We start from the raw sequence: 20,424 nt of genomic DNA, 5'->3' as shown, positions 1-20,424 counted from the left end.
GGCGTCGGGCTGCCTGGCCGGGTGTCGTGGCTGCGCTCGAGTTCGAGATCTCGCACGCCCTCGCGAGCGCCGTTCTCGCACGTCAGGGCGCGCATGCCGCAAAGCGTTACATCTCTCCCGGTGACCCACCCCGCCACTTGGAGCACGGTGAAGTCCGTGTAAAACTCATCTGTCTAACGGAGAACGCGCATGCGCGAGTTGGGGAGAACACGCGCATGCGGCAGGGGAGGGGATGGTCGATGGCGCACGTGCGCCTCAAGGGCACCGGACGTCACCGCGCAGCGAAGCCGGTGAAGGGCGGGCGTCAGGCGGTGGCGCTGGCCACTGTGCTGTCGGCGGCGGGGATCCAGGCAGCCGGAACGGCGGGGACGGCCACGGCGGCGGACACGCCCACCTGGACCGAGGGCCCGATCTTCAACGACCCCCTGGTCCCCGACCAGCAGTTGACGATCCGCAACCGGCTGATCGAGCTCACCAACGCCGCCCTGCCCGGCTCGACGATCAAGGTCGCCGTCTACCACGTGTGGGAGGCGTCGGTCGTCAACGCCCTCGTCAACGCCAAGAGCCGCGGCGTGAACGTGCAGATCCTGCTGGACGAGTCGAGCATCAGCGACCGGCCCACGAACACCTCGTACAACACGCTCGCGGCAGCGCTCGGCACCAACACCAAGCTGTCGTCCTTCGTCACGACCTGCCCCGTCGACAAGTCCTGCATGGGAAACCCCAAGGACGGGGTGTCGATCATGCACAACAAGTTCTGGCTGTTCTCGGCGGTCCAGGGCGCCACGAACGTGGTCGTGCAGACCACCTCGAACTCCACGCCGTCGGCGCACACCAAGTTCTTCAACGACGCGCTGCTGCTGCCGAACAACCCCACGATGTACGACGCCTACTCGGACTATTTCGTGGAGATGGTCGGCAAGAACTGGGCGGCCTGGGACTACCGCTCGGTGAGCAACGGCCTGTACAAGGCGTACTTCTTCCCGCGGGCCGGCTCCACCAGGGACTCCGACACGGTCTACTCGGTGCTGAACAACGTGCAGTGCACGTACAAGAACTCCGCCGGAGTGACCCAGAGCACCAAGGTCCGCGTCGCGATCTTCAAGTTCACGCGGCAGGCCATCGCGGACAAGCTCGTCTCGCTGAAGAAGGCCGGGTGCCAGGTCAGCATCGTCTACGCCGAGACCGACAGCCTCAAGAGCTCGGGCTCCAAGGGCACCTGGGAGGCCCTCCACACGACTGGCGGCCCCTCCGTGAGCTGCTACAACGACGACCGGGACCCCTTGGACCCCACCAAGAAGATCTCGACGCCGTACATCATCCACTCGAAGTACCTGCTCGTCGAAGGCATGTACGACGGCAAGGTGAACAAGGTCAGCTTCGTCGGGTCGGGCAACTACACGGGACCCGCGCTGCGTGAGAACGACGAGACGATCGTCAAGGTCGACGACGACTCGGTGCACGACACGTACCGCGCCCACTTCGACCGCGTACGGTCGGTCGCCTGGCCGGGCACCGCCGATGCGACCGACCTGTGCAAGGGCGTCAAGCCGCTGCCGCAGGACGGCGAGAAGCCGGTCACCTGAGGCGGCGACGGGGCGCGACGTGGGGTGCGGGAAGGGCCGGGGGAGGGCCCGGTTTGACCCCTCACTTCGGGCCCCGTAACCTTGACCGTCGGCGTGTCCACTGATGCGCCCCACCCCTGTAAACCCTTTCCTCCCGGATTCCGGGGATTCCAAGGCTCTGCCGCGGATTCCGATATCCAGGGAGAGGCTGTCCGTGCGGGCGGCTGGACTGCGGGGGTCCCGTTCCGAGCGAGAGAGAGATGCGCGTGTACGCCATCGTGCGCAGCGGTGGTCGGCAGCACAAGGTTGCTGTCGGCGACATCGTTGAGGTTGACAAGATTTCCACCGCCAAGGCCGGCGACACGGTAGAGCTCTCTACCCTGCTGCTCGTCGACGGCGACACCGTGACCAGCGACCCGTGGGTGCTGGCCGGTATCAAGGTCCAGGCCGAGGTCGTGGACCACACCAAGGGCGCGAAGATCGACATCCTGCGCTACAAGAACAAGACCGGCTACCGCCGTCGTCAGGGCCACCGCCAGCAGTACACGGCGATCAAGGTCACTGAGATCCCCACGGCTGCGAAGTAAGGGACTGAGGAGAGATGGCACACAAGAAGGGCGCATCGTCCACTCGGAACGGTCGCGACTCGAATGCTCAGCGGCTCGGCGTGAAGCGCTTCGGCGGTCAGGTCGTCAACGCCGGTGAGATCCTGGTCCGCCAGCGCGGCACCCACTTCCACCCGGGCGCGGGCGTCGGCCGCGGCGGCGACGACACGCTGTTCGCGCTGCAGCCCGGTGCGGTGGAGTTCGGTACCCACCGTGGCCGCAAGGTCGTGAACATCGTTCCGGTCGCCTGACCTCAGGCACCCGAAGAACGGTTCTTTCGCGAGGCGGACCTCACTTCCCGTACGGATTCCGTACGGGAAGCGGGTCCGCCTTTCGCGTGTTGAGACGTAAGACATTCCCGTACGTACGTGACTGTGCGTAACCACAGTCGTAACTGGAGGCACATCCCATGACCACCTTCGTGGACCGCGTCGAGCTGCATGTCGCCGCGGGTAACGGAGGTCACGGCTGTGCCTCCGTCCACCGTGAGAAGTTCAAGCCCCTCGGCGGCCCCGACGGGGGCAACGGCGGGCGCGGCGGTGATGTGATCCTCGTCGTCGACCAGTCCGTGACGACGCTCCTCGACTACCACCACAGCCCGCACCGCAAGGCCACCAACGGCAAGCCCGGCGAGGGCGGCAACCGGTCCGGCAAGGATGGCCAGGACCTGATCCTGCCCGTGCCGGACGGCACGGTCGTGCTCGACAAGCAGGGCACCGTCCTCGCGGATCTGGTCGGCCACGGCACGTCGTACGTCGCCGCCCAGGGCGGCCGCGGCGGGCTCGGCAACGCGGCGCTGGCCTCGGCCCGCCGCAAGGCGCCCGGCTTCGCGCTGCTCGGTGAGCCCGGCGATCTCCAGGACATCGTCCTGGAGCTGAAGACCGTCGCGGACGTGGCGCTCGTCGGCTACCCGAGCGCGGGCAAGTCGTCCCTGATCTCCGTCCTCTCGGCCGCCAAGCCGAAGATCGCCGACTACCCCTTCACGACGCTCGTCCCGAACCTGGGTGTGGTGACGGCGGGAGAGACCGTCTACACCATCGCGGACGTGCCCGGCCTGATCCCGGGCGCCAGCGAGGGCAGAGGCCTGGGACTGGAGTTCCTGCGGCACGTGGAGCGCTGCAGCGTCCTCGTGCACGTCCTGGACACCGCCACGCTCGAATCGGACCGCGACCCCGTCTCCGACCTCGACATCATCGAGGAGGAGCTGAGGCAGTACGGCGGCCTCGACAACCGCCCGCGGATCGTCGTCCTCAACAAGATCGACGTACCGGACGGCAAGGACCTGGCCGAGATGGTCCGCCCGGATCTGGAGGAGCGCGGCTACCGCGTCTTCGAGGTGTCCGCAGTGGCCCACATCGGCCTCAAGGAGCTGTCGTACGCGCTCGCCGAGCTGGTCGGGCAGGCGCGTGCCGCGAAGCCCAAGGAGGAGGCGACCCGTATCGTCATCCGCCCGAAGGCCGTGGACGACACGGGCTTCACGGTCGTGCAGGAGGAGGACGGTCTCTACCGCGTCCGCGGCGAGAAGCCCGAACGCTGGGTGCGCCAGACCGACTTCAACAACGACGAGGCCGTCGGCTACCTCGCCGACCGCCTCAACCGCCTCGGTGTCGAGGAGGAGCTGATGAAGGCGGGCGCCCGCTCGGGCGACGGCGTGGCCATCGGGCCCGAGGACAACGCGGTCGTCTTCGACTGGGAGCCGACGATGATGTCCGGCGCCGAGATGCTCGGCCGCCGCGGCGAGGACCACCGGTTCGAGGCGCCCCGGCCCGCCGCGCAGCGCCGGAAGGACCGGCAGGCTGAGCGGGACGAGGCGGAGCAGGAGTACGACGACTTCGAGCCGTTCTAGGCGGCCTCAGGCCGTTCCCAGCTTCAAGAACGCCCTGGCCGGTGGCCAGGGCGTTCTCGTATCAGACCAGCGCGTTCTCGTAGAACAGGTTCGAGTGGCGGTCGCCCGTCGACGACAGCGTCGGCAGGCTCGGCTGCCTGAAGTCGGCCAGCCGTGAGCTGAAGTCGTCGTTGGCCGCGGCCGCGAGGTCGTAGACCGCGATGTGCTTGCCCGTCGCTGAGGTGGTAGCGGACGATCAGCCGGTTGTTGACGGGTCGATGGAGCACGTGTGCTCGGTCGCCGTCGACACCGGCGTGTACGGGGGGCCCTCCTGTGGCGGCAGTACAAGATCAGGCGTGACCCTGTGCGAAGGGCCCCGGGAGAGTGCTCCCGGGGCCCCAATCGGCTGTGACGGCCTAGGGCCTGTGTCGGAAGTGGCGTCGTTCGCCCGAAGGGCGGGCCTCGCGGCGTCTGGTGCGTGCGATCGCAAGGCGCCGGAATGTCCTCGGTGGGGGTCCCCCCTGGTCCTTAAGACCTTGGGGGAGGAGCTACTAGGGCATTTCGGCAACGCGGCGAGCGTGCGTGCCAGGCGTCGCGAGGCAGGCGCCACTTCCGACACAGGCCCTAGGCGTTGACGGAATCCTCGGCGCCGTTGACGGAGTCCTCCGCGCCGTTCGCATCCGTCTCGAAGTCCTCGGCGTCGGCCGCGCCGCGGGGGGAGGGGATCTCCGCGGCGAGGCGTGTGGCCATCCGGTCGCGCCGCTCGTCGGCCTTGGCGCACAGGGCACGCGCGGCCTCGTCGAAGCGGACCAGGGACGGTGGGTCCGAGGGGCCGAGCAGGTGCTGCTTGAGCTCCGTGCGCGCCTCCGTGAAGCGGTCCTTCTCGGGGGCCCGCACGGACTCCAGAAGCGACGGGATGCCGTCCGCCTCGGGGGCGAGGATCGTGGCGGCCCGCACCGTCGGGAAGCCCGCCCGGAACGCGACCTCCGGCATACCGGAGGTGTTGGCGACGGCGTACGGCTTCTCGCTGGACAGCCAGTCCGAGACCACGCTGGAGACGTCGCTGATCAGCAGGTCCGCCTGGTTGAAGCAGGCGAAGATGGCCGGCCGGGCGTCGGTGATGATCTGGTGCTCCCACTCGGGGAACGACGACCAGTACGCGGTCTCCCAGGCCGACGTCGCCTTGGCGATGGCGGCGTCGCGGTCGCCCTGCGGGGCGCCCTGGAGCAGCATGCGCTCCATTTCGTCGGCGCTGTCGCGGAAGGCGGTGGAGGTCAGCTTGTCCAGCTCGACCGTGCGGCGGGCCAGCTCGGCCGCGGCCTCCGGTCCGGGTCGGTCACCGGACCGCTTGGCGTTCGCCTCACGGATCATCGCCATGATCCGCTCGTTGGCGGCGCCCGCGCGCGGGTCGACGGAGCCGGTCATCGGGTGCGGCTTGTAGAGCAGGCGCACACCGTCGTCGGCCAGGAGCTGCCGGACGATGTTCTCGCCGGCGAGGACCACCGAGGTGTTGCCCGGGTTGCCGTCCCAGCCCTCCCACGTGGGGGCGTACAGCACGCTCGTGTACTCACCGGTGGGCGGGCCCGCGTACGGGCGGATCGGCGCGAGCTGCGGGCGCCCGACCTCCACGATGTCCTTGTCCTCGACGCCGACCTCGGCCAGCGCATAGCGCTCGCGGGCGGCGGGGCCCGCGACCCACACCTCGTCGTACGCCTTCGCGTACGGGTTGCAGGAGGACAGCTTGTCGCTCTCGCCGTGGTTGATGAATGCGTGCTTGATGGTGGGGATGCGCAGCACCTGCGAGGTCTTACCGGAGTTCGCCGGGTGCAGCATCATCTTCAGCGTCGAGTTCTCCAGGGAGAACATCGTGGCGACCTTGGGGAAGCAGATGATCGGCACGTCGGTGGCGTCGATCTTCTGCACCATGAACCGCTCGCGCAGCACGATCAGCGGCTTGGCGTCGAGCTGGGCGAGCGTGGAGAGCCACATGTTGGCCTGGTACGCCGAGGACGTGCCGCCCGAGAAGTACATGGCGACCGTCGGCTGGTAGTCGGCCAGCCACGTGTCCAGCCACTCCATGACCTTCTGCTCGCTCTTCGCCCGCTTCTTCGGGAGCAGCCAGGTGGCGAGGTGAAGCGTGCCGAGGAGCATCAGCGCGATCGAGATGCCGAGGCCGATGCCGCCCCAGTACGCGGCCGTGGTGCCCGCGGTGATCAGCAGGCCGGCGGTCGCGGGGATGGAGAAGACGAGGAGACGGTGGCTCGCGCGGCGGGCCAGGATGCGCGGCGGGGCGGCGGTCAGCCGCAGCGCCGAGGCGTCGATGTTGCGGGTGACGATCGGCAGCGTGCGTGTGCGGCGCACCAGCACGGCGACCGCCTGGCAGGCGAAGTGCAGCAGATAGACGCAGAGCAGCGCGATGGTGAGGGGAGCCTGCTCACGTAGCGGATTGATGCCGTCGATGCGCAGCAGGCCCACCACGATCAGCATGTCGCGCAGGAGCTGACGCACGGTGACGTCGAAGCGGACCTTGCCGAGGAGCGAGAGCAGCCCCGGCTGCCTGTGCTGCAGATACGTGTCGAGTGCGAGCCCCGCGGCTGAGGCGGCGACGAACACCGGGACGTTCGGCAGCAGTGCGCCGACTAGCTGCGCTGTGAAGAGCGCGAACATCGCGAACAGCGCGGAGAGCTGCACGATGCGGCGGGGGGCGAGTCCGGCAGAGGGCACGGGCTGGGCTCCTGGCGGGGGGTCGGATGGTGGGACGCGCGGTGGTCATGCCGGGCCGACATGACGAAAGGCTGACCACCGACCGTATGACTTTCGCACCCTGGCAAGCAATCTTGAGTGAGAACAATCACCGCAAAGCAGATGAAAACGACACTAGTTGGTGACGGCTTTCACTCTCCTCTCAGTGGACCTTCACGCGCCCTTCAGTCACCTCCACCGGGCCCCTCGACAACCGTCCCGTGCCTCCCGTCGCCAGTCCGCCCCTCGGAATGCAAGGGCGTCCCGGGGCGCTCTCACGTAGATTGCAGAAGAGAAGAGAGATCCGAGCACGTCGGAATGGTGGGGTAGCGCGTGTCAGCGGCAAGGCAGGAAGTGGCGGACGCCCGCAGGGTCGTGGTCAAGGTCGGTTCCTCGTCCCTCACCACCGCGGCGGGCGGGCTCGACGCCGACCGCGTCGACGCCCTCGTCGACGTCCTGGCCAAGAGCAGAAGCGGCGGGGAGAAGGAGATCGTGCTCGTCTCCTCCGGAGCCATCGCCGCCGGGCTCGCCCCGCTCGGGCTGCGCCGCCGCCCCAAGGACCTCGCCCGGCAGCAGGCCGCCGCCAGCGTCGGCCAGGGCCTGCTGGTCGCCCGCTACACCGCGTCGTTCGCGCGCTACGGCGTACGCGTCGGCCAGGTGCTGCTGACCACCGACGACACCAGCCGCCGCGCCCACCACCGCAACGCCTCCCGCACCCTCGACAAGCTCCTCGCGATGGGGGCGCTGCCCGTCGTCAACGAGAACGACACCGTCGCCACCGACGAGATCCGCTTCGGAGACAACGACCGGCTCGCGGCGCTCGTGGCCCATCTGGTCCGCGCCGATCTGCTGGTGCTCCTCTCCGACATCGACGGCGTGTACGACGGCGACCCCAGCAAGCCCGGCACCTCGCGGATCGCGGAGATCCGGGGGCCCGAGGACCTGGCGGGCGTCGAGATCGGCAGTGCCGGCAAGGCGGGCGTGGGCACCGGCGGCATGGTCACCAAGGTCGAGGCCGCCAACATCGCCACCGCGGCCGGCATCCCGGTCGTCCTGACCACCGCGATCGACGCCGGCGACGCCCTGGCCGGCCGCGACACCGGCACGTACTTCCACCCCACGGGGCGCCGCTCCGCCGACCGGCTGCTGTGGCTGCAGCACGCCTCGGCCCCGCAGGGCGCGATCACCCTCGACGACGGGGCGGTGCGCGCGGTCGTCGAGCGGCGCAAGTCGCTGCTGCCTGCGGGCATCGCGGCGGTCGAAGGCGAGTTCACCGCGGGCGACCCCGTCGAGCTGCGGGACACCACGGGCCGCGCGGTCGCCCGCGGCCTTGTGAACTTCGACGCCAAGGAGATCCCCCAGCTGATCGGCCGCTCCACCCGCGAGCTGGCCAAGGAGCTCGGACCCGCGTACGAACGTGAGGTCGTACACCGGGACGATCTGGTCGTACTGCACCCGTAAACGGCCGAAAGCCCGCCCCGCCGGTGGACGTTCCGTAAAAGCACCACACGACGGCTCTCGGCCTGCTCAACTTCTGTGCAGGAAGGTTCACACGACCACTGCGTGGAGGAGGCCGTCGTGAGACGAGTGCGCCCAGGAGCGGCGGCCCGCGGCGGGAGTGCCTCCCGTGCCTTCGGTCCGGTGGGCGAGGGGCGAGCGCTGACCAGCGTCGCGGCGGGGGAGACCTACGAGGACGGGCAGGCCGGCGAGGACGGGCAGGCCGGGGAGGCGCCCCGGCTCTGGCACGTCACGCTGAGCGTCTCGGGTGACGAGGCCCCGCTGAAGGACGTCCGCCGGAGCCTCGAGCAGCTCGCCCACGACCACCCCTTCCTGCTCACCAGCCGGTACGCGAACGACCACGCGGAGATCCGGTACTGGGAGGAGGCCCGCGACCTGCACGACGCGGCCGCGGTGGCGCTGCGACTGTGGGGCGAGCACCGGCAGAGCGCCCAGCTGCCGCCCTGGGAGATCGTCGGCCTCGAGGTCATCGACCGGGACACCTACCACCAGCGCATCGCAGAGGGTCAGGGCCCGCTGCCGGCGAGCCCGGTGGGGGTTCATCCGTTCTAGCTGGCCGGTGGCCGGTGGCTGAGGCCGAGCGGGTGTCTCGGTTTGTGGGACATCGGCTGGGATGGGCCCGTCGCCGCACTACCCTTCCCCCATGACCTCGCTCCTGCCGTACGACAACCTGTCCCCCGTCGCCCGGGCCGCCTACCAGGCCAGGGCCGCCGCCGAGCAGCTCGCGCCGCTGCCGCGCGCCGCGAAGGACGACGCGCTGCTCGCCATCGCGGACGCGCTGGAAGTACGTGCGGCCGAGGTCGTCGAGGCCAACGCCAAGGACATCGCCAAGGTCCGTGAGGCAGGCACCAGCGAGGCGATCATCGACCGGCTGACGCTCACCCCCGAGCGTGTGCGGGCCATCGCCTCCGACGTGCGCGACGTCGTCGCCCTGCCCGACCCGGTCGGCGAGGTCGTCCGCGGCTCGACCCTCCCCAACGGCATCGACCTGCGCCAGGTCCGCGTCCCGCTCGGCGTGGTCGGGATCATCTACGAGGCCCGGCCCAACGTCACCGTCGACGCCGCCGCCCTCTGCCTGAAGTCCGGAAACGCGGTGCTGCTGCGCGGCTCGTCCTCGGCGTACGAGTCGAACACCGCCCTCGTGCGCGTCCTGCGCGACGCCGTGGGCGGCGCCGGGCTGCCCGCCGACGCCATCCAGCTCGTCCCGGGCGAGAGCCGCGACTCCGTCCGCGAGCTGATGCGCGCCCGCGGCCTCGTCGACGTGCTCATCCCGCGCGGTGGTGCCTCCCTGATCAAGACGGTGGTGACCGAGTCCATCGTCCCGGTGATCGAGACCGGCACCGGAAACTGCCACGTCTATGTGGACGCCCAGGCCGACCTCGACATGGCCGTCGACATCCTGGTCAACTCCAAGGCGCAGCGGGTGAGCGTGTGCAACGCCGCCGAGACGCTCCTCGTCCACCAGGACATCGCGGACGCCTTCGTACCGCGCGCGCTGGACGCCCTGGCCGATGCGGGTGTGACCGTCCACGCCGATCAGCGGATCCTGGCCTACGCCGAACAGTCCAAGGCCACCGTCGTCGAGGCCACCGCCGACGACTGGGAGACCGAGTACCTCTCGTACGACATCGCGGCCGCCGTCGTCGACTCGCTCGACAAGGCCGTGGAGCACATCCGGCTGTGGTCCTCCGGGCACACGGAGGCGATCGTCACCACCTCGCAGCAGGCCGCCCGCCGCTTTACGCAGCTGGTGGACTCGACGACGGTCGCCGTCAACGCCTCGACGCGGTTCACCGACGGCGGCCAGTTCGGATTCGGCGCCGAGATCGGCATCTCCACGCAGAAGCTGCACGCCCGCGGCCCCATGGGCCTGCCCGAGCTGACCAGCACGAAGTACATCGTCACCGGCGACGGGCACACCCGCTGAGCGGTATCAGGCGGGGGCGCGCGCCCTGCGCATGAATTCTCATACCGTCTGCCCAAAATGACCCCCCAGGTCTACTCTGGATCCGTGCCGGAGGACGTGGGGGGCACGCCGTTTCCCGACGGCTGGGAGCCCGACGACGACCACGACCGCGGGGGCGCGGACGAAGAGTTCGCCTCCGTGGTCTTCGACGAGGACTTCATCCGCTCGGCAGCCTTCCACGAGCCCACCGCCGTGGAGCGGCTCGTGGCTGCCGCGCAGGCACGTGCCGAGGCCTCGGATGCCGAAGCGCGCCGGGCGGGCGGCAGGGGCCCGGGCGCCGACGACGACCTCTACGACGACGGCTTCGGCCCGGACGACGACATCGGGTACGGCCACGACCGCGACTTCGACGACGATCTGTACGACGCGGACCTCGTCGAGGAGCGATACGAACGGACGGGAACCTATACGGGCCACGCCCGCTGGCACCGCCCCGTCGCGTGGATGCTCGCCCTCCTGATGGGCATCGGCATGGTCGCCCTGGCCTTCACCGCGGTCTACCGGGGCGCCTCCACGGGCGGCAGCCAGGACATGCCTCCGCCGCCCGCGTCGACCGGACTGGAGCAGGGAGCGGAAGATCCCGCTCCGACAGGCCCTTCCGCGTCCGCCGACTACTCCCAGCCGGCCGTCTCGGCCGTGCCACGCACGCCCTGAGCCCGTTCCCCGAGGGCGGCAGCAGGCGCCTGTGCGCACCCGTCGGAATTCCTGGTGAGAACCTGTCAGAACTTGGCGCACAGCAGGGCGTTTACCTGGGAGCCCGGAGACCTACTCTGAATGTATGGGCGGGCCTGGAGACCCACCTGAGGGGGTACCCGAGGGAGCTCCCGGCGGTGGTGAGGACGAGTACCGATCCGTCGTGTTCGACGAGTCGTTCGTTCGTGCTGCCCGCCTCCAGGAATCCTCGGCACGGGAGCGGATGACCGACCACGCCCCGGCTGTGCGACGCCGCCCGGCACTGCGCCGCGGCTTCTCCCACCAGGCCCTGATCCTCGTCCTGCTGATCGCCCTCGCCTTCGGCACCGCGATCTACATGGGCGTACGCCACCCCTACCAGGCGCCGACGACCGCCCAGCACCCCGACCCGCTGCGCATGACGGTCATCCCGCTCGCCCCGCAGAACCCCGTGCCCGGCGCCGCCGACACCGAGACGCTGTTCGCGCACAGCAAGGCCGCGGACTTCAGGATCGGCGCCGACGGCATCACGCTGCCCGCGTCCCGGCGCACCTCGCACTTCTCCGACAGCCAGGTCGTGACCGCGCTGACCACCGCGAAGGACTATCTCGTCGAGTCCTCGCTCGACCCGGAAGTGCTCGGCGGCGGTCCCGTACGGTCCGTGCGGATACTGCTCGACCCGCAGCAGCTCGACCAGTTCGACCAGAGCTTCGACCACCCCACCGCCGACGGGCGGCATGCGGCCACCGGCTGGCTGGTGCGCTTCGACCCGGCCAAGGCGCAGCTCGCCGACCCGAAGATCCGTGTGCAGGGCACCCTGAACGCCGTCGAGACGGACTCGGGCACGCTCGAGGTGACCTCCGACCACACCTTCGTCTACGCCCTGCGGCCGGCCGGCTCCGAGGGCGACGACAAGGCCTCGCTGTTCACCGTCCGCCGTGAGCTGCAGTTCCGCTTCGACCGCGACGACCTGCGGATGCACCAGGCCGAGCTGGTCGTCTCGTACGTCCAGGCCGGCCCGCTGTCCTGCTCGGCGGACTCGGCGAGCCTGCTGCAACCGCTGCTCGCCGGCCAGACGGCGAAGGAGGGCGGCCCCGCAGCCGGTACCGATCCCTTCGCGACCGACAATGCGGCCTCGCTGTGCGGGACGCTGGCGCCGGGCGCCCAGCCTTCGCTGTGACGCGCCGCGACGCCCCGGCCCCTCCGGTTCCGGCCCTCTGGCGGCGGTAGGCGCGGTCAGTCCGCGCGGTCGCCGTTGCTGCCCCGGCCCCCGGCCCCGCGGAACGTGTCCCGCAGCTTCCCGCCGAGGTCGCCCGCGCCGCCCGCGATGTCCGTGACCAGCTTCATCAGCGGGTCCTTGGACTCGCGTACCTCGCTGGCGTAGCCCGCCGCCGACTCGCGGAAGGACTCCGAGACCGAAGTGTCCTTGTCCTCGCTGCGTCGCGGGTAGTGACCTTCCATGATCCGCTGGTAGTCGCGGGTCTCGGCCCACTTCTTCAGCTCGGCAGCGCGCACCGTGGTGAACGGGTGCGAGCGGGGGAGCACGTTCAGGATCTTGAGTACGGAGTCGCGCAGGTCGCCGCCCGCCTCGTACTCCTCGGCCTGGGCGAGGAAAGCGTCCACGTTCATCTCGTGCAGATGGTTGCCGCCCGCGATCTTCATCAGGCCGCGCATCGAGGCCTGCAGGTCCTGGCCCACCAGCAGCCCTGCGCGGTCGGCGGAGAGCTCCGACTTGCGGAACCACTCGCGCAGCGCCGTCACGATCGCCATGATCGCGAAGTTGCCGAGCGGGATCCAGGCGACCCGGACCGCCAGGCTGGTCAGGAACAGCAGGATCGTGCGGTACACCGAGTGGCCGGAGAGCGCGTGGCCCACCTCGTGGCCGACGACCGCGCGCATCTCCTCCTCGTCGAGCAGCTCGACGAGGCCGGTGGTGACCACGATGATCGGCTCGTCCAGGCCGATGCACATCGCGTTCGGCTGCGGGTCCTGGTTGACGTACATCGGCGGGACCTTCTCCAGGTCCAGGATGTAACAGGCGTCCCGCAGCATGTCGTTGAGGTGCGCGAACTGGGCGTCGGACACCCGCACCGAGTCGGACAGGAACAGCAGCCGGAGGCTGCGCTCGGGCAGCAGTCCGCTGAGCGCCTTGAAGACGGTGTCGAATCCGCTGAGCCTGCGCAGGGCCACCAGCGCCGAACGGTCCGCGGGATGCTCGTACGCCCGGGACGAGATTCCCGGGAAGCGCCTCCGCTGCCTGCCGGGCACGTTGTCGTGGCTGTCGTCGGTCATGCCGTCCCCCATGTCCTCGATGTCTGTCCGCCGACCGTCCGCCGCGGCGTACGGCTGCCCCCGAGATGTGTCCACAGTAGGCGGAGTTACCGTGGCTGGGCAGCAGACCGAAGGAGTCGCCCGTCATGGAGCACATCCCCGCAGCCGCCTGGCTCACCGAGGCTGCGAACGCGGCCGCACAGCAGGAACAGCAGGGCGCGGGCAATCTGCTGCGCACCGTGCTGGTCGTCGCGATCGTGGGCTCCGTGCTGCTCGCCTGGTTCCTGCTGCGGGGGTACCGCAGGGACGGCGGCGGCGACGGCGGGAGCGGCGACAACGACTGATCCGCGGCGCTCGGCGAGGTGGTCGGCGTGCCGTCCCAGGGCCCATGGGGCACGAGGCCGCGCGCCCTGCATCCGGCAACACCTGAGTCGGCGTGATCGCGAACGAGACCGGCGCTTACGATGGGCGCGAAGTCATTTCCGATCCCACCTCCGGATAGGTCCTGCCGACGATGAGCCTCTACAGCACCGCCGCCCAGCTGGTCCCCCTCGCTGCCGAGGGCGAGCACGGCGGCAACCACGAAAGCCTCAGCCCGTACCTCACCGGCGGCGGTGCGTTCCTCGTCCTGCTTCTGCTGCTGTGGATCACCACGCGCTTCAACCGGGACCGCTGATCCCCGGGCCCCGGGCCGTGACCCTCGCGGCCGGAGCCGGCCGACCGGGCCGGTAGGGTCTGCACGCATGGGAGAGCAGGACATGCCTACCGGTACCGGTCCGGCGAGTACGGCCAAGCGTCGCCTCGGCGTCATGGGCGGAACGTTTGACCCGATCCACCACGGCCACCTGGTGGCGGCCAGCGAGGTCGCCGCCCAGTTCCACCTCGACGAGGTGGTGTTCGTACCGACCGGGCAGCCCTGGCAGAAGACCGGCCGGCAGGTCTCCCCGGCCGAGGACCGCTATCTCATGACGGTCATCGCGACCGCCGAGAACCCGCAGTTCTCGGTCAGCCGCATCGACATCGACCGCGGCGGGCCGACCTACACGACCGACACCCTGCGAGAGCTCCGCGCGCTCAACCCCGACACGGATCTGTTCTTCATCACCGGCGCCGACGCGCTCGGTCAGATCCTGACCTGGCGGGACACGGACGAACTCTTCTCCCTCGCGCACTTCATCGGCGTCACGCGCCCCGGCCATCCGCTGGCCGATCCGGGCCTGCCGGACGGCGGGGTCTCCCTGGTGGAGGTTCCGGCGCTGGCCATCTCGTCCACAGACTGCCGTGCGAGAGTCGCCAAGGGCGACCCGGTCTGGTACTTGGTGCCGGACGGCGTCGTGCGCTACATCGACAAGCGCAAGCTGTACCGCGGCGAGTGAGCCGAGAGGGGCACCGGTGAACGACCGATACGACGGGTACGCGGCGGGCGGGGGCCACGGCGACCAGTACGAGCTCGTTGGCTACGACGAGTTCGGGCAGCCGGTCTACCGGCAGGTGCCCCCGCAACCACCACAGGTGCCCCCTCAGGGATACGGTTCGTACGGTTCAGGGCAGCCGCAGGGCTACGGCTACGACCCGTACGCCACGGGCCAGCAGCCGCCCGCCCCGTCGTACGACCCGGCGTCGACCGGGCAGCAGCCGCCCGTCCCGCCCTACGACCCGGCGTCGACCGGCCGGCAGCCGCCCGTGTCCCCGTACGGCTCCTACGATCCGTACGGGTCCGCCGGTCCCGGCGACGCGGGCCCCTCTTCCGCCGCGTACGACCCGTACGGGCGGGCCTCCGGCACCGGTCCGCAGCCGCGTGTGGAGCCGCGGGGAGCCGCGCGTACCGCCGAGCAGACCGCCTACATCCCGCAGCAGGGCCGGCCGACGCCGGAGTCCGGGCCGCGTGAGGACCGCGAGTACCACACCGGGCAGTTCTCCTTCGTGGAGGAGCCGGACGAGAACTCCGAAGATGTCATCGACTGGCTGAAGTTCACCGAGAGCCGCACCGAGCGGCGCGAGGAGGCCCGGCGCCGCGGACGCAACCGCATGGTCGCCCTGGTCGTCGTGCTCGCGCTGGTCGCCGCCGGCGGAGTGGGCTACCTCTGGTACGCGGGCAAGCTGCCCGGCATGTCCGCCGAGACCAAGGGGGGCGGCACGGCCGCGGCGGGAGCCCAGAACCGCGACGTGATCGTCGTCCACCTCCACAACACCAAGAAGGGCGGCACCTCCACGGCGCTGCTCGTCGACAACACCACGACCAAGCAGGGCACCACCGTCCTGCTGCCCAACTCCCTCGCCCTGGCGGACGACGACGGCACCACCAGCACGCTGGCGAAGTCGGTCGACGACGACGGCTCGGACGGTACGCGCGAGTCCCTCGACACCCTGCTCGGCACGGAGATCGAGGGCACCTGGCGGCTCGACACCCCCTACCTCAACAACCTCGTCGAGCTGGTCGGCAACATCGACATCGACACCAACGCCGACGTGCCGGATCCGGATGAGAAGGGCAAGAAGGGCGCCTCGCCCCTCGTGAAGAAGGGCGAGGACCAGACGCTGAGCGGCCCGATGGCCGTCGCCTACGCCACCTACCGGGCGTCCGGAGAGCCCGAGACCGCGCAGCTGCAGCGCTTCGGGCAGGTCATGCTCGGCGTACTGCGCAAGATGTCGTCCGACCCCCAGGCCGCCACGACCACCGTGCAGTCGCTCGCCCAGATCCTCGATCCCTCGCTGAACGACAAGGACCTGGGCGCCTTCCTCGCCAAGCTCTCGGATCTCGCCAAGGGCGGCGACTACAAGACCGCGCTGCTGCCCGTGCAGCAGGACGGCACGCTGAGCGAGCAGGCCACCGACAGCGTGGTCAAGGACGTGCTCGGCGGCACCGTGAAGAGCCCCGAGGAGGGCGCGGCCGTCCGGGTCGGCGTCAAGAACGCCACTGGCAGCAAGGACGCCAAGGAAAAGGCCCGGGTCGTCCTGCTCAACGGCGGCTACACCTTCGTCGACAGCGGTACCGGCTCCGTCGCCCAGGCGTTGTCGCAGGTCGTCTATGCGGACGCGGACCAGAAGGATGACGCCGTCGAGGTCGCGAAGACGCTGGGCCTGCCGACGAGCGCCGTGAAGAAGGGCAAGACCGCCTCGAACGCCGATGTGTCGGTGGTGCTCGGCCAGAACTACAAGGCCGAGTCGTCGAGCGGGACCAGTGGTACTGGCGCGACCGGCGGGACGGGCTGACGAGGGCGGACGGGCTTACGAGGGGGGCCGGGCTGACCTGCGGGACCAGCGGCTCCAGCGGTGATCAGGTAATCGTTTGGGGCGGTGTCCGCGGTCCGTGAGACCCTTGAGGTGCTGCCCTGTGCGAGGCGGCGGCCGGCCCTCTGACCGGCCGCGAGCCCCCGCGCGGTACCGCAGCCCCCGCACGAACCTCCCGACCGCCGACGGAAAGCCTTGTAGTGACCGCTACGGACCGATCTCTCGAGCTCATCACCACCGCCGCCCAGGCGGCCGCCGACAAGCTCGCGCACGATGTCATCGCGTACGACGTCAGCGACGTGCTGTCGATCACGGACGCCTTCCTCCTGGCCTCCGCGCCCAACGACCGCCAGGTCAAGTCGATCGTCGACGAGATCGAGGAGCGGCTGAACAAGGAGCTCGGCGCCAAGCCCGTTCGCCGCGAGGGCGACCGTGACGCACGCTGGATCCTGCTCGACTACGTCGACATCGTGGTGCACGTACAGCACAGCGAGGAGCGCGTCTTCTACGCCCTCGAGCGGCTCTGGAAGGACTGCCCCGAGATCGCCCTGCCCGCCGACGCGCAGGCCACCCGCGGCAAGGCCCAGGCGCACGCCAAGCAACTGGCCGCGGAGGAGGCCGCCGAGCTGCGCCAGCTGGGCGGTGAGCTGCGTTGAGCAGCACCTCCCAGGGCGCCGGCGCGCCCGCTTCCGAGCGCGCCGGTGTGCCCGCATCCGACAGTGCCGGCGTGGCGGCCGCCGCGCACAGCCCTGAGCCCGGGCCTTCGCAGAACTCCGGCCGTGGCCGCCGGGTCATCCTCTGGCGTCACGGCCAGACCTCCTGGAACCTGGAGCGCCGCTTCCAGGGCACCACGGACGTCGCTCTGACCGAGACGGGCGTCGGCCAGGCCCGCCGGGCCGCACGGCTGCTGGCCTCGCTGAAGCCGCACGCGATCGTCGCCTCCGACCTCACCAGGGCGGTCCACACGGCCCGCGAGCTGGCCGCGATCACCGGGCTCGAGGTGACGCAGGACGAGGGCCTGCGGGAGACCTACGCGGGCGCCTGGCAGGGCCTGACCCACAACGAGATCATCGCGCGGTACGGCGAGCAGTACGCCGCGTGGAAGCGCGGCGAGCCGGTGCGCCGCGGCGGCGGCGAACTGGAGACCGAGGTCGCCGACCGCGCCGCCCCGGTCGTGCTGCGTCACGCCGAGAAGCTGCCGCAGGACGGCACGCTGGTGGTGGTCAGCCACGGCGGCACGATCCGTACGACCATCGGGCGGCTGCTCGGCCTCGAGGCCCACCACTGGGAGGGGCTCGGCGGCCTCTCCAACTGCTGCTGGTCCGTGCTGGGCGAGGGCGCCCGCGGCTGGCGGCTGCTCGAGCACAACGCCGGCACGCTGCCGGAACCGGTGCTGGGCGACGACGACTGATGCCGTCCGGTCCCGGGGTCTGCCGGGACCCGGATTTCACTTTCCGGCAGGTCGCAGGCTAAAGTTCTTCTTGTTCGCCCCGCCGAGCGGGGCGAAACACCATGCGGCTCGACCGCGTGGCCACAAGGGGCTATAGCTCAGTTGGTAGAGCGCCTGCATGGCATGCAGGAGGTCAGGAGTTCAATTCTCCTTAGCTCCACGAGTGCGAGGGCGACCTGTGTCCGCGGAAAGCGCGGACCTGGTCGCTCTCGTCGTTTTTTGCGCGGCTTCGCCGCGCGTTGCGGGGGCTTTGCCACCCGCACCCCCCTGGGGGAGGTCGGGGTTGCCGTACGGCGAGGGGCGAGGGTCGTGGATCCCGTACCGATCACGGTGCGGGATCTTTTTCTTCATCGGGTGAGCCACTTGGTGCCGGGGGGCGTATACATCGTCGGACGCGCTCCCCCGGGCGCGTTCGCGCTGGCCACGGCGGGCCTACTCGGCAACGTGTCCGGACTGGTACGAAGGCGTCGCTGACCGTATTGCTCCGGCCGTGGCAGAATCGGACGGCCGGAAGGGGGCTGCGTCCTTCGCCGAGCGTGGCCCGACGGGAGGGAGAGCGCGATGCCTGCGAGCATCCTCGAGGAGGACTACGGCCTCCTCGGTGTAGCGGACATGGGGGACGACGCAACACTCCTCAACTGCCCGTCCTGCGGCTCAGGCCACGTCGCCCAGGTCCTCGGCGACAACGGCGGAGTCTCCTTCGTGTGCACGGCCTGCGGCCACAGCTGGAGCTGATAGATGGGTGCACACAGGCGGAAGTGCGACTGGTGTGGCAGCGGCACGCCGATCGTCCGCGACATGGAACCGGTCAACCCCGACTACCAGTACTGGTGCGAGGAATGCGCACGGGCGCTGATCATAAAGGGCGACCCGATCGAGACGTACCGCGAGCTCGAGGGCGAGCCGATCTACGGACGGCTTCTCGACGAGCACTGCACCCTCAAACGGTTCTACTCGTTCGCCACCGCGTGACCTTCAGGTTCGCCACCGGGTGACCTTCAGTGCGGTGAGGGCCAGAAAGGCGCAGGCGGCTGCCGCGTAGAGCGCGGACAGTGCCGACTGCCCGCCGCCCTGGTGCAGTTCGGGCCTTCCCGGCCCGTGCGGCACCCACCACAGGGCGTACGAACAGAAGACCAGCCCCAGGACTGCGGCCGCAGCCCGGTATGCCCGGCTGCCGTGACCCCGGGCTGCCGCCTCGCTGCCGAGCAGTACCACCATCGGCACGCACCACACCCAGTGGTGCGACCACGAGATGGGGCTGATCAGCAGACCGGTGGCCGCACAGGCGGTCGCGGCCCACGCCCGTTCGCCGCGCAGCGCGGCGGCCACGGCGACCGCCAGACCCGCCGCCGCGGCGACCGCGGCGGCCGCAGGCCACCAGCCGCCGGGATCCCCGGTGTGCAGAAGCCGCGCAAGGACGCCGCGCAGCGACTGGTTGGCGGTGTCCTCGGTGCGCCCGACCCGGCCCGTCTCGAAGACCATCCGCGTCCAGAAACGGCGTGAGTCGTACGGCAGGACGGCGGCCGCCAGCAGCGTCGCCCCGGCGAACGAGGCGGCCGCCACGCACGCGTGCCGCAGCCAGGCCCGCCCGGTGCCATGCCGTGCCGCCGCCACGACGCCCGTCAGCAGCAGAAAGACGATGAACAGCGCGGGTGTGAGTTTGATCGCCGCTGCGACGCCGATGCCCGCACCGGCCCAGCGGCGGCTGTCCCTCCGCGACAGGTCCCACAGCACCAGTACGGCCAGCAGCAGGTTGACCTGCCCGTACCGCAGCGTCGTCCACACCGGCTCGCACCAGACCGCGAGCGCCGCAGTCCACCAGGCGACCGCCACGCGCGCGTGCCCGACGAGCCGCAGAGTGAGCCAGACGAACGTGACGAGAAGCCCGAGGTTCCCGGCCGTTGCGAGCATCCGCATGCTCGCCGTGTCCAGAAGCGTCAGCGTCGTGAACAGCAGAGCTGCGAACGGCGGGTAGGTGGTGGGCAGACGGGCGTCGGTGGCGCGCAGCGCGTAGAGGTCCTCGCCCGCGCGTACCGCCTCGCCCTCGGCCCGGTAGACCATCAGATCGATCATCGAGACGTCGGCGACGCGCTGCGCGACGCAGAAGGCCGTGAAGGACAGCAGGCAGGCGCCGACGGCCACGGGCACACGGAGGTGGGTGCGAGGAAACGCGATCACGGTCACGAAGGCCGACAGTACCGGCCTTATCGGTACATCCCGGAAACGATTTGGTGATGCACCGGGAGGACCGTGTAATGTTGGCGGAGCCGCCGGGGGAACCGGGCGGCGCGGTCGATACGCGGCTCAGCCGCGTGGCCACAAGGGGCTATAGCTCAGTTGGTAGAGCGCCTGCATGGCATGCAGGAGGTCAGGAGTTCAATTCTCCTTAGCTCCACAAGTGCGAGGGCGATCTGTGTCCGCGGAAAGCGCGGACCGGGTCGCTCTCGTCCTGTTTGCGCGGCTTCGCCGCGCGTTGCGGGGGCTTTGCCACCGGCACTGCGGGAGCAACTGGCGCAGAAGCCACAAGACATGACAGGCGCGCCACCCCATCAGGTGGCGCGCCTTTCGCTGTGGGTCTT

At 70.1% G+C, this 20,424-nt stretch carries 20 protein-coding genes and 2 tRNA genes; 19 read left to right on the top strand and 3 right to left on the bottom strand.

Annotation, left to right across the window (positions count from 1 at the left end; all coding sequences use genetic code 11):
• Positions 1-239 precede the first annotated feature (239 nt).
• The 4 genes from ACSMXV_RS15675 to obgE all read left to right on the top strand — a co-directional run bounded on the left by ACSMXV_RS15675 (position 240) and on the right by obgE (position 4,016).
• Positions 240-1,586, top strand: coding sequence for a phospholipase D-like domain-containing protein (locus tag ACSMXV_RS15675; protein WP_473178217.1), 1,347 nt, complete (start codon positions 240-242; stop codon positions 1,584-1,586).
• A gap of 245 nt (positions 1,587-1,831) precedes the next feature.
• Positions 1,832-2,152: a 50S ribosomal protein L21 gene (gene rplU / locus ACSMXV_RS15670; RefSeq protein WP_067272111.1), complete on the top strand. Its 321-nt coding sequence runs from the start codon at positions 1,832-1,834 to the stop codon at positions 2,150-2,152.
• 14 nt (positions 2,153-2,166) lie between these two features.
• Entirely contained in the window at positions 2,167-2,421 is a 255-nt protein-coding gene (gene rpmA / locus ACSMXV_RS15665; RefSeq protein ID WP_020940020.1) for a 50S ribosomal protein L27, read from the top strand.
• 158 nt (positions 2,422-2,579) lie between these two features.
• Complete coding sequence (gene obgE, locus ACSMXV_RS15660) at positions 2,580-4,016, top strand: GTPase ObgE (protein WP_473178216.1); 1,437 nt, start codon at positions 2,580-2,582, stop codon at positions 4,014-4,016.
• A 603-nt stretch (positions 4,017-4,619) separates the two neighbouring features.
• Here the strand turns inward: obgE and ACSMXV_RS15655 are convergent.
• A complete protein-coding gene (locus ACSMXV_RS15655; protein ID WP_473178215.1) occupies positions 4,620-6,719 on the bottom strand; it encodes a hypothetical protein in 2,100 nt (699 codons plus the stop codon).
• Positions 6,720-7,091: 372 nt separating this feature from the next.
• On the opposite strand from ACSMXV_RS15655, the gene proB reads away from it, so the two are divergent.
• From proB to ACSMXV_RS15630, 5 genes are all read left to right on the top strand, one after another.
• Positions 7,092-8,198, top strand: coding sequence for a glutamate 5-kinase (gene proB / locus ACSMXV_RS15650; protein ID WP_473178959.1), 1,107 nt, complete (start codon positions 7,092-7,094; stop codon positions 8,196-8,198).
• Between the two features lie 117 nt (positions 8,199-8,315).
• Positions 8,316-8,807, top strand: coding sequence for a hypothetical protein (locus tag ACSMXV_RS15645; protein ID WP_473178214.1), 492 nt, complete (start codon positions 8,316-8,318; stop codon positions 8,805-8,807).
• Between the two features lie 91 nt (positions 8,808-8,898).
• Positions 8,899-10,182 (top strand): glutamate-5-semialdehyde dehydrogenase, encoded by a 1,284-nt coding sequence (locus ACSMXV_RS15640; protein ID WP_473178213.1) that lies wholly within the window; start codon positions 8,899-8,901, stop codon positions 10,180-10,182.
• Between the two features lie 84 nt (positions 10,183-10,266).
• Positions 10,267-10,875, top strand: a complete 609-nt coding sequence (locus tag ACSMXV_RS15635) for an SCO2584 family spore wall biosynthesis protein (RefSeq protein WP_473178212.1) — start codon at positions 10,267-10,269, stop codon at positions 10,873-10,875.
• Positions 10,876-10,999: 124 nt separating this feature from the next.
• Positions 11,000-12,073, top strand: a complete 1,074-nt coding sequence (locus ACSMXV_RS15630) for an SCO2583 family membrane protein (protein WP_473178211.1) — start codon at positions 11,000-11,002, stop codon at positions 12,071-12,073.
• Positions 12,074-12,129: 56 nt separating this feature from the next.
• Here the strand turns inward: ACSMXV_RS15630 and ACSMXV_RS15625 are convergent, their stop codons facing one another.
• Entirely contained in the window at positions 12,130-13,185 is a 1,056-nt protein-coding gene (locus tag ACSMXV_RS15625) for a M48 family metallopeptidase (RefSeq protein WP_181863762.1), read from the bottom strand.
• Positions 13,186-13,310: 125 nt separating this feature from the next.
• Between ACSMXV_RS15625 and ACSMXV_RS15620 the strand changes: the two genes are divergently transcribed.
• The 9 genes from ACSMXV_RS15620 (at position 13,311) to ACSMXV_RS15580 (ending at position 18,817) form a co-directional block, all read left to right on the top strand.
• Positions 13,311-13,508: a hypothetical protein gene (locus tag ACSMXV_RS15620; protein ID WP_473178210.1), complete on the top strand. Its 198-nt coding sequence runs from the start codon at positions 13,311-13,313 to the stop codon at positions 13,506-13,508.
• Between the two features lie 170 nt (positions 13,509-13,678).
• Positions 13,679-13,840, top strand: coding sequence for a hypothetical protein (locus tag ACSMXV_RS15615; protein ID WP_473178209.1), 162 nt, complete (start codon positions 13,679-13,681; stop codon positions 13,838-13,840).
• 67 nt (positions 13,841-13,907) lie between these two features.
• Positions 13,908-14,540, top strand: a complete 633-nt coding sequence (gene nadD, locus ACSMXV_RS15610) for a nicotinate-nucleotide adenylyltransferase (RefSeq protein ID WP_473178208.1) — start codon at positions 13,908-13,910, stop codon at positions 14,538-14,540.
• A 16-nt stretch (positions 14,541-14,556) separates the two neighbouring features.
• On the top strand, positions 14,557-16,377 hold the full coding sequence (locus ACSMXV_RS15605; protein ID WP_473178207.1) for an LCP family protein: 1,821 nt from the start codon (positions 14,557-14,559) through the stop codon (positions 16,375-16,377).
• A gap of 218 nt (positions 16,378-16,595) precedes the next feature.
• Positions 16,596-17,051 carry a ribosome silencing factor gene (rsfS, locus tag ACSMXV_RS15600; RefSeq protein WP_181660141.1) on the top strand — a complete coding sequence of 152 codons (456 nt, stop codon included), beginning with the start codon at positions 16,596-16,598 and terminating at the stop codon, positions 17,049-17,051.
• A gap of 71 nt (positions 17,052-17,122) precedes the next feature.
• Positions 17,123-17,806 carry a histidine phosphatase family protein gene (locus ACSMXV_RS15595; protein ID WP_473178958.1) on the top strand — a complete coding sequence of 228 codons (684 nt, stop codon included), beginning with the start codon at positions 17,123-17,125 and terminating at the stop codon, positions 17,804-17,806.
• A 126-nt stretch (positions 17,807-17,932) separates the two neighbouring features.
• Positions 17,933-18,005 (top strand) — tRNA-Ala (locus ACSMXV_RS15590).
• Between the two features lie 401 nt (positions 18,006-18,406).
• The gene (locus ACSMXV_RS15585; RefSeq protein WP_181660140.1) at positions 18,407-18,580 is read left to right on the top strand and encodes a hypothetical protein; all 174 of its coding nucleotides are present in this window, start codon (positions 18,407-18,409) and stop codon (positions 18,578-18,580) included.
• A 3-nt stretch (positions 18,581-18,583) separates the two neighbouring features.
• Positions 18,584-18,817, top strand: coding sequence for a hypothetical protein (locus ACSMXV_RS15580; protein ID WP_016643127.1), 234 nt, complete (start codon positions 18,584-18,586; stop codon positions 18,815-18,817).
• Positions 18,818-18,820: 3 nt separating this feature from the next.
• Here ACSMXV_RS15580 and ACSMXV_RS15575 read toward each other — a convergent pair whose 3' ends face one another.
• Entirely contained in the window at positions 18,821-20,029 is a 1,209-nt protein-coding gene (locus tag ACSMXV_RS15575) for a glycosyltransferase 87 family protein (protein ID WP_473178206.1), read from the bottom strand.
• 138 nt (positions 20,030-20,167) lie between these two features.
• Between ACSMXV_RS15575 and ACSMXV_RS15570 the strand changes: the two genes are divergently transcribed.
• Positions 20,168-20,240: transfer RNA gene (locus tag ACSMXV_RS15570), tRNA-Ala, on the top strand.
• Positions 20,241-20,424 lie beyond the last annotated feature (184 nt).

The organism is Streptomyces sp. DSM 42067, assembly GCF_055792885.1.
The sequence above is the reverse complement of the archived record's forward strand: the minus strand, read 5'-3'. Positions and strand labels throughout refer to the sequence as shown.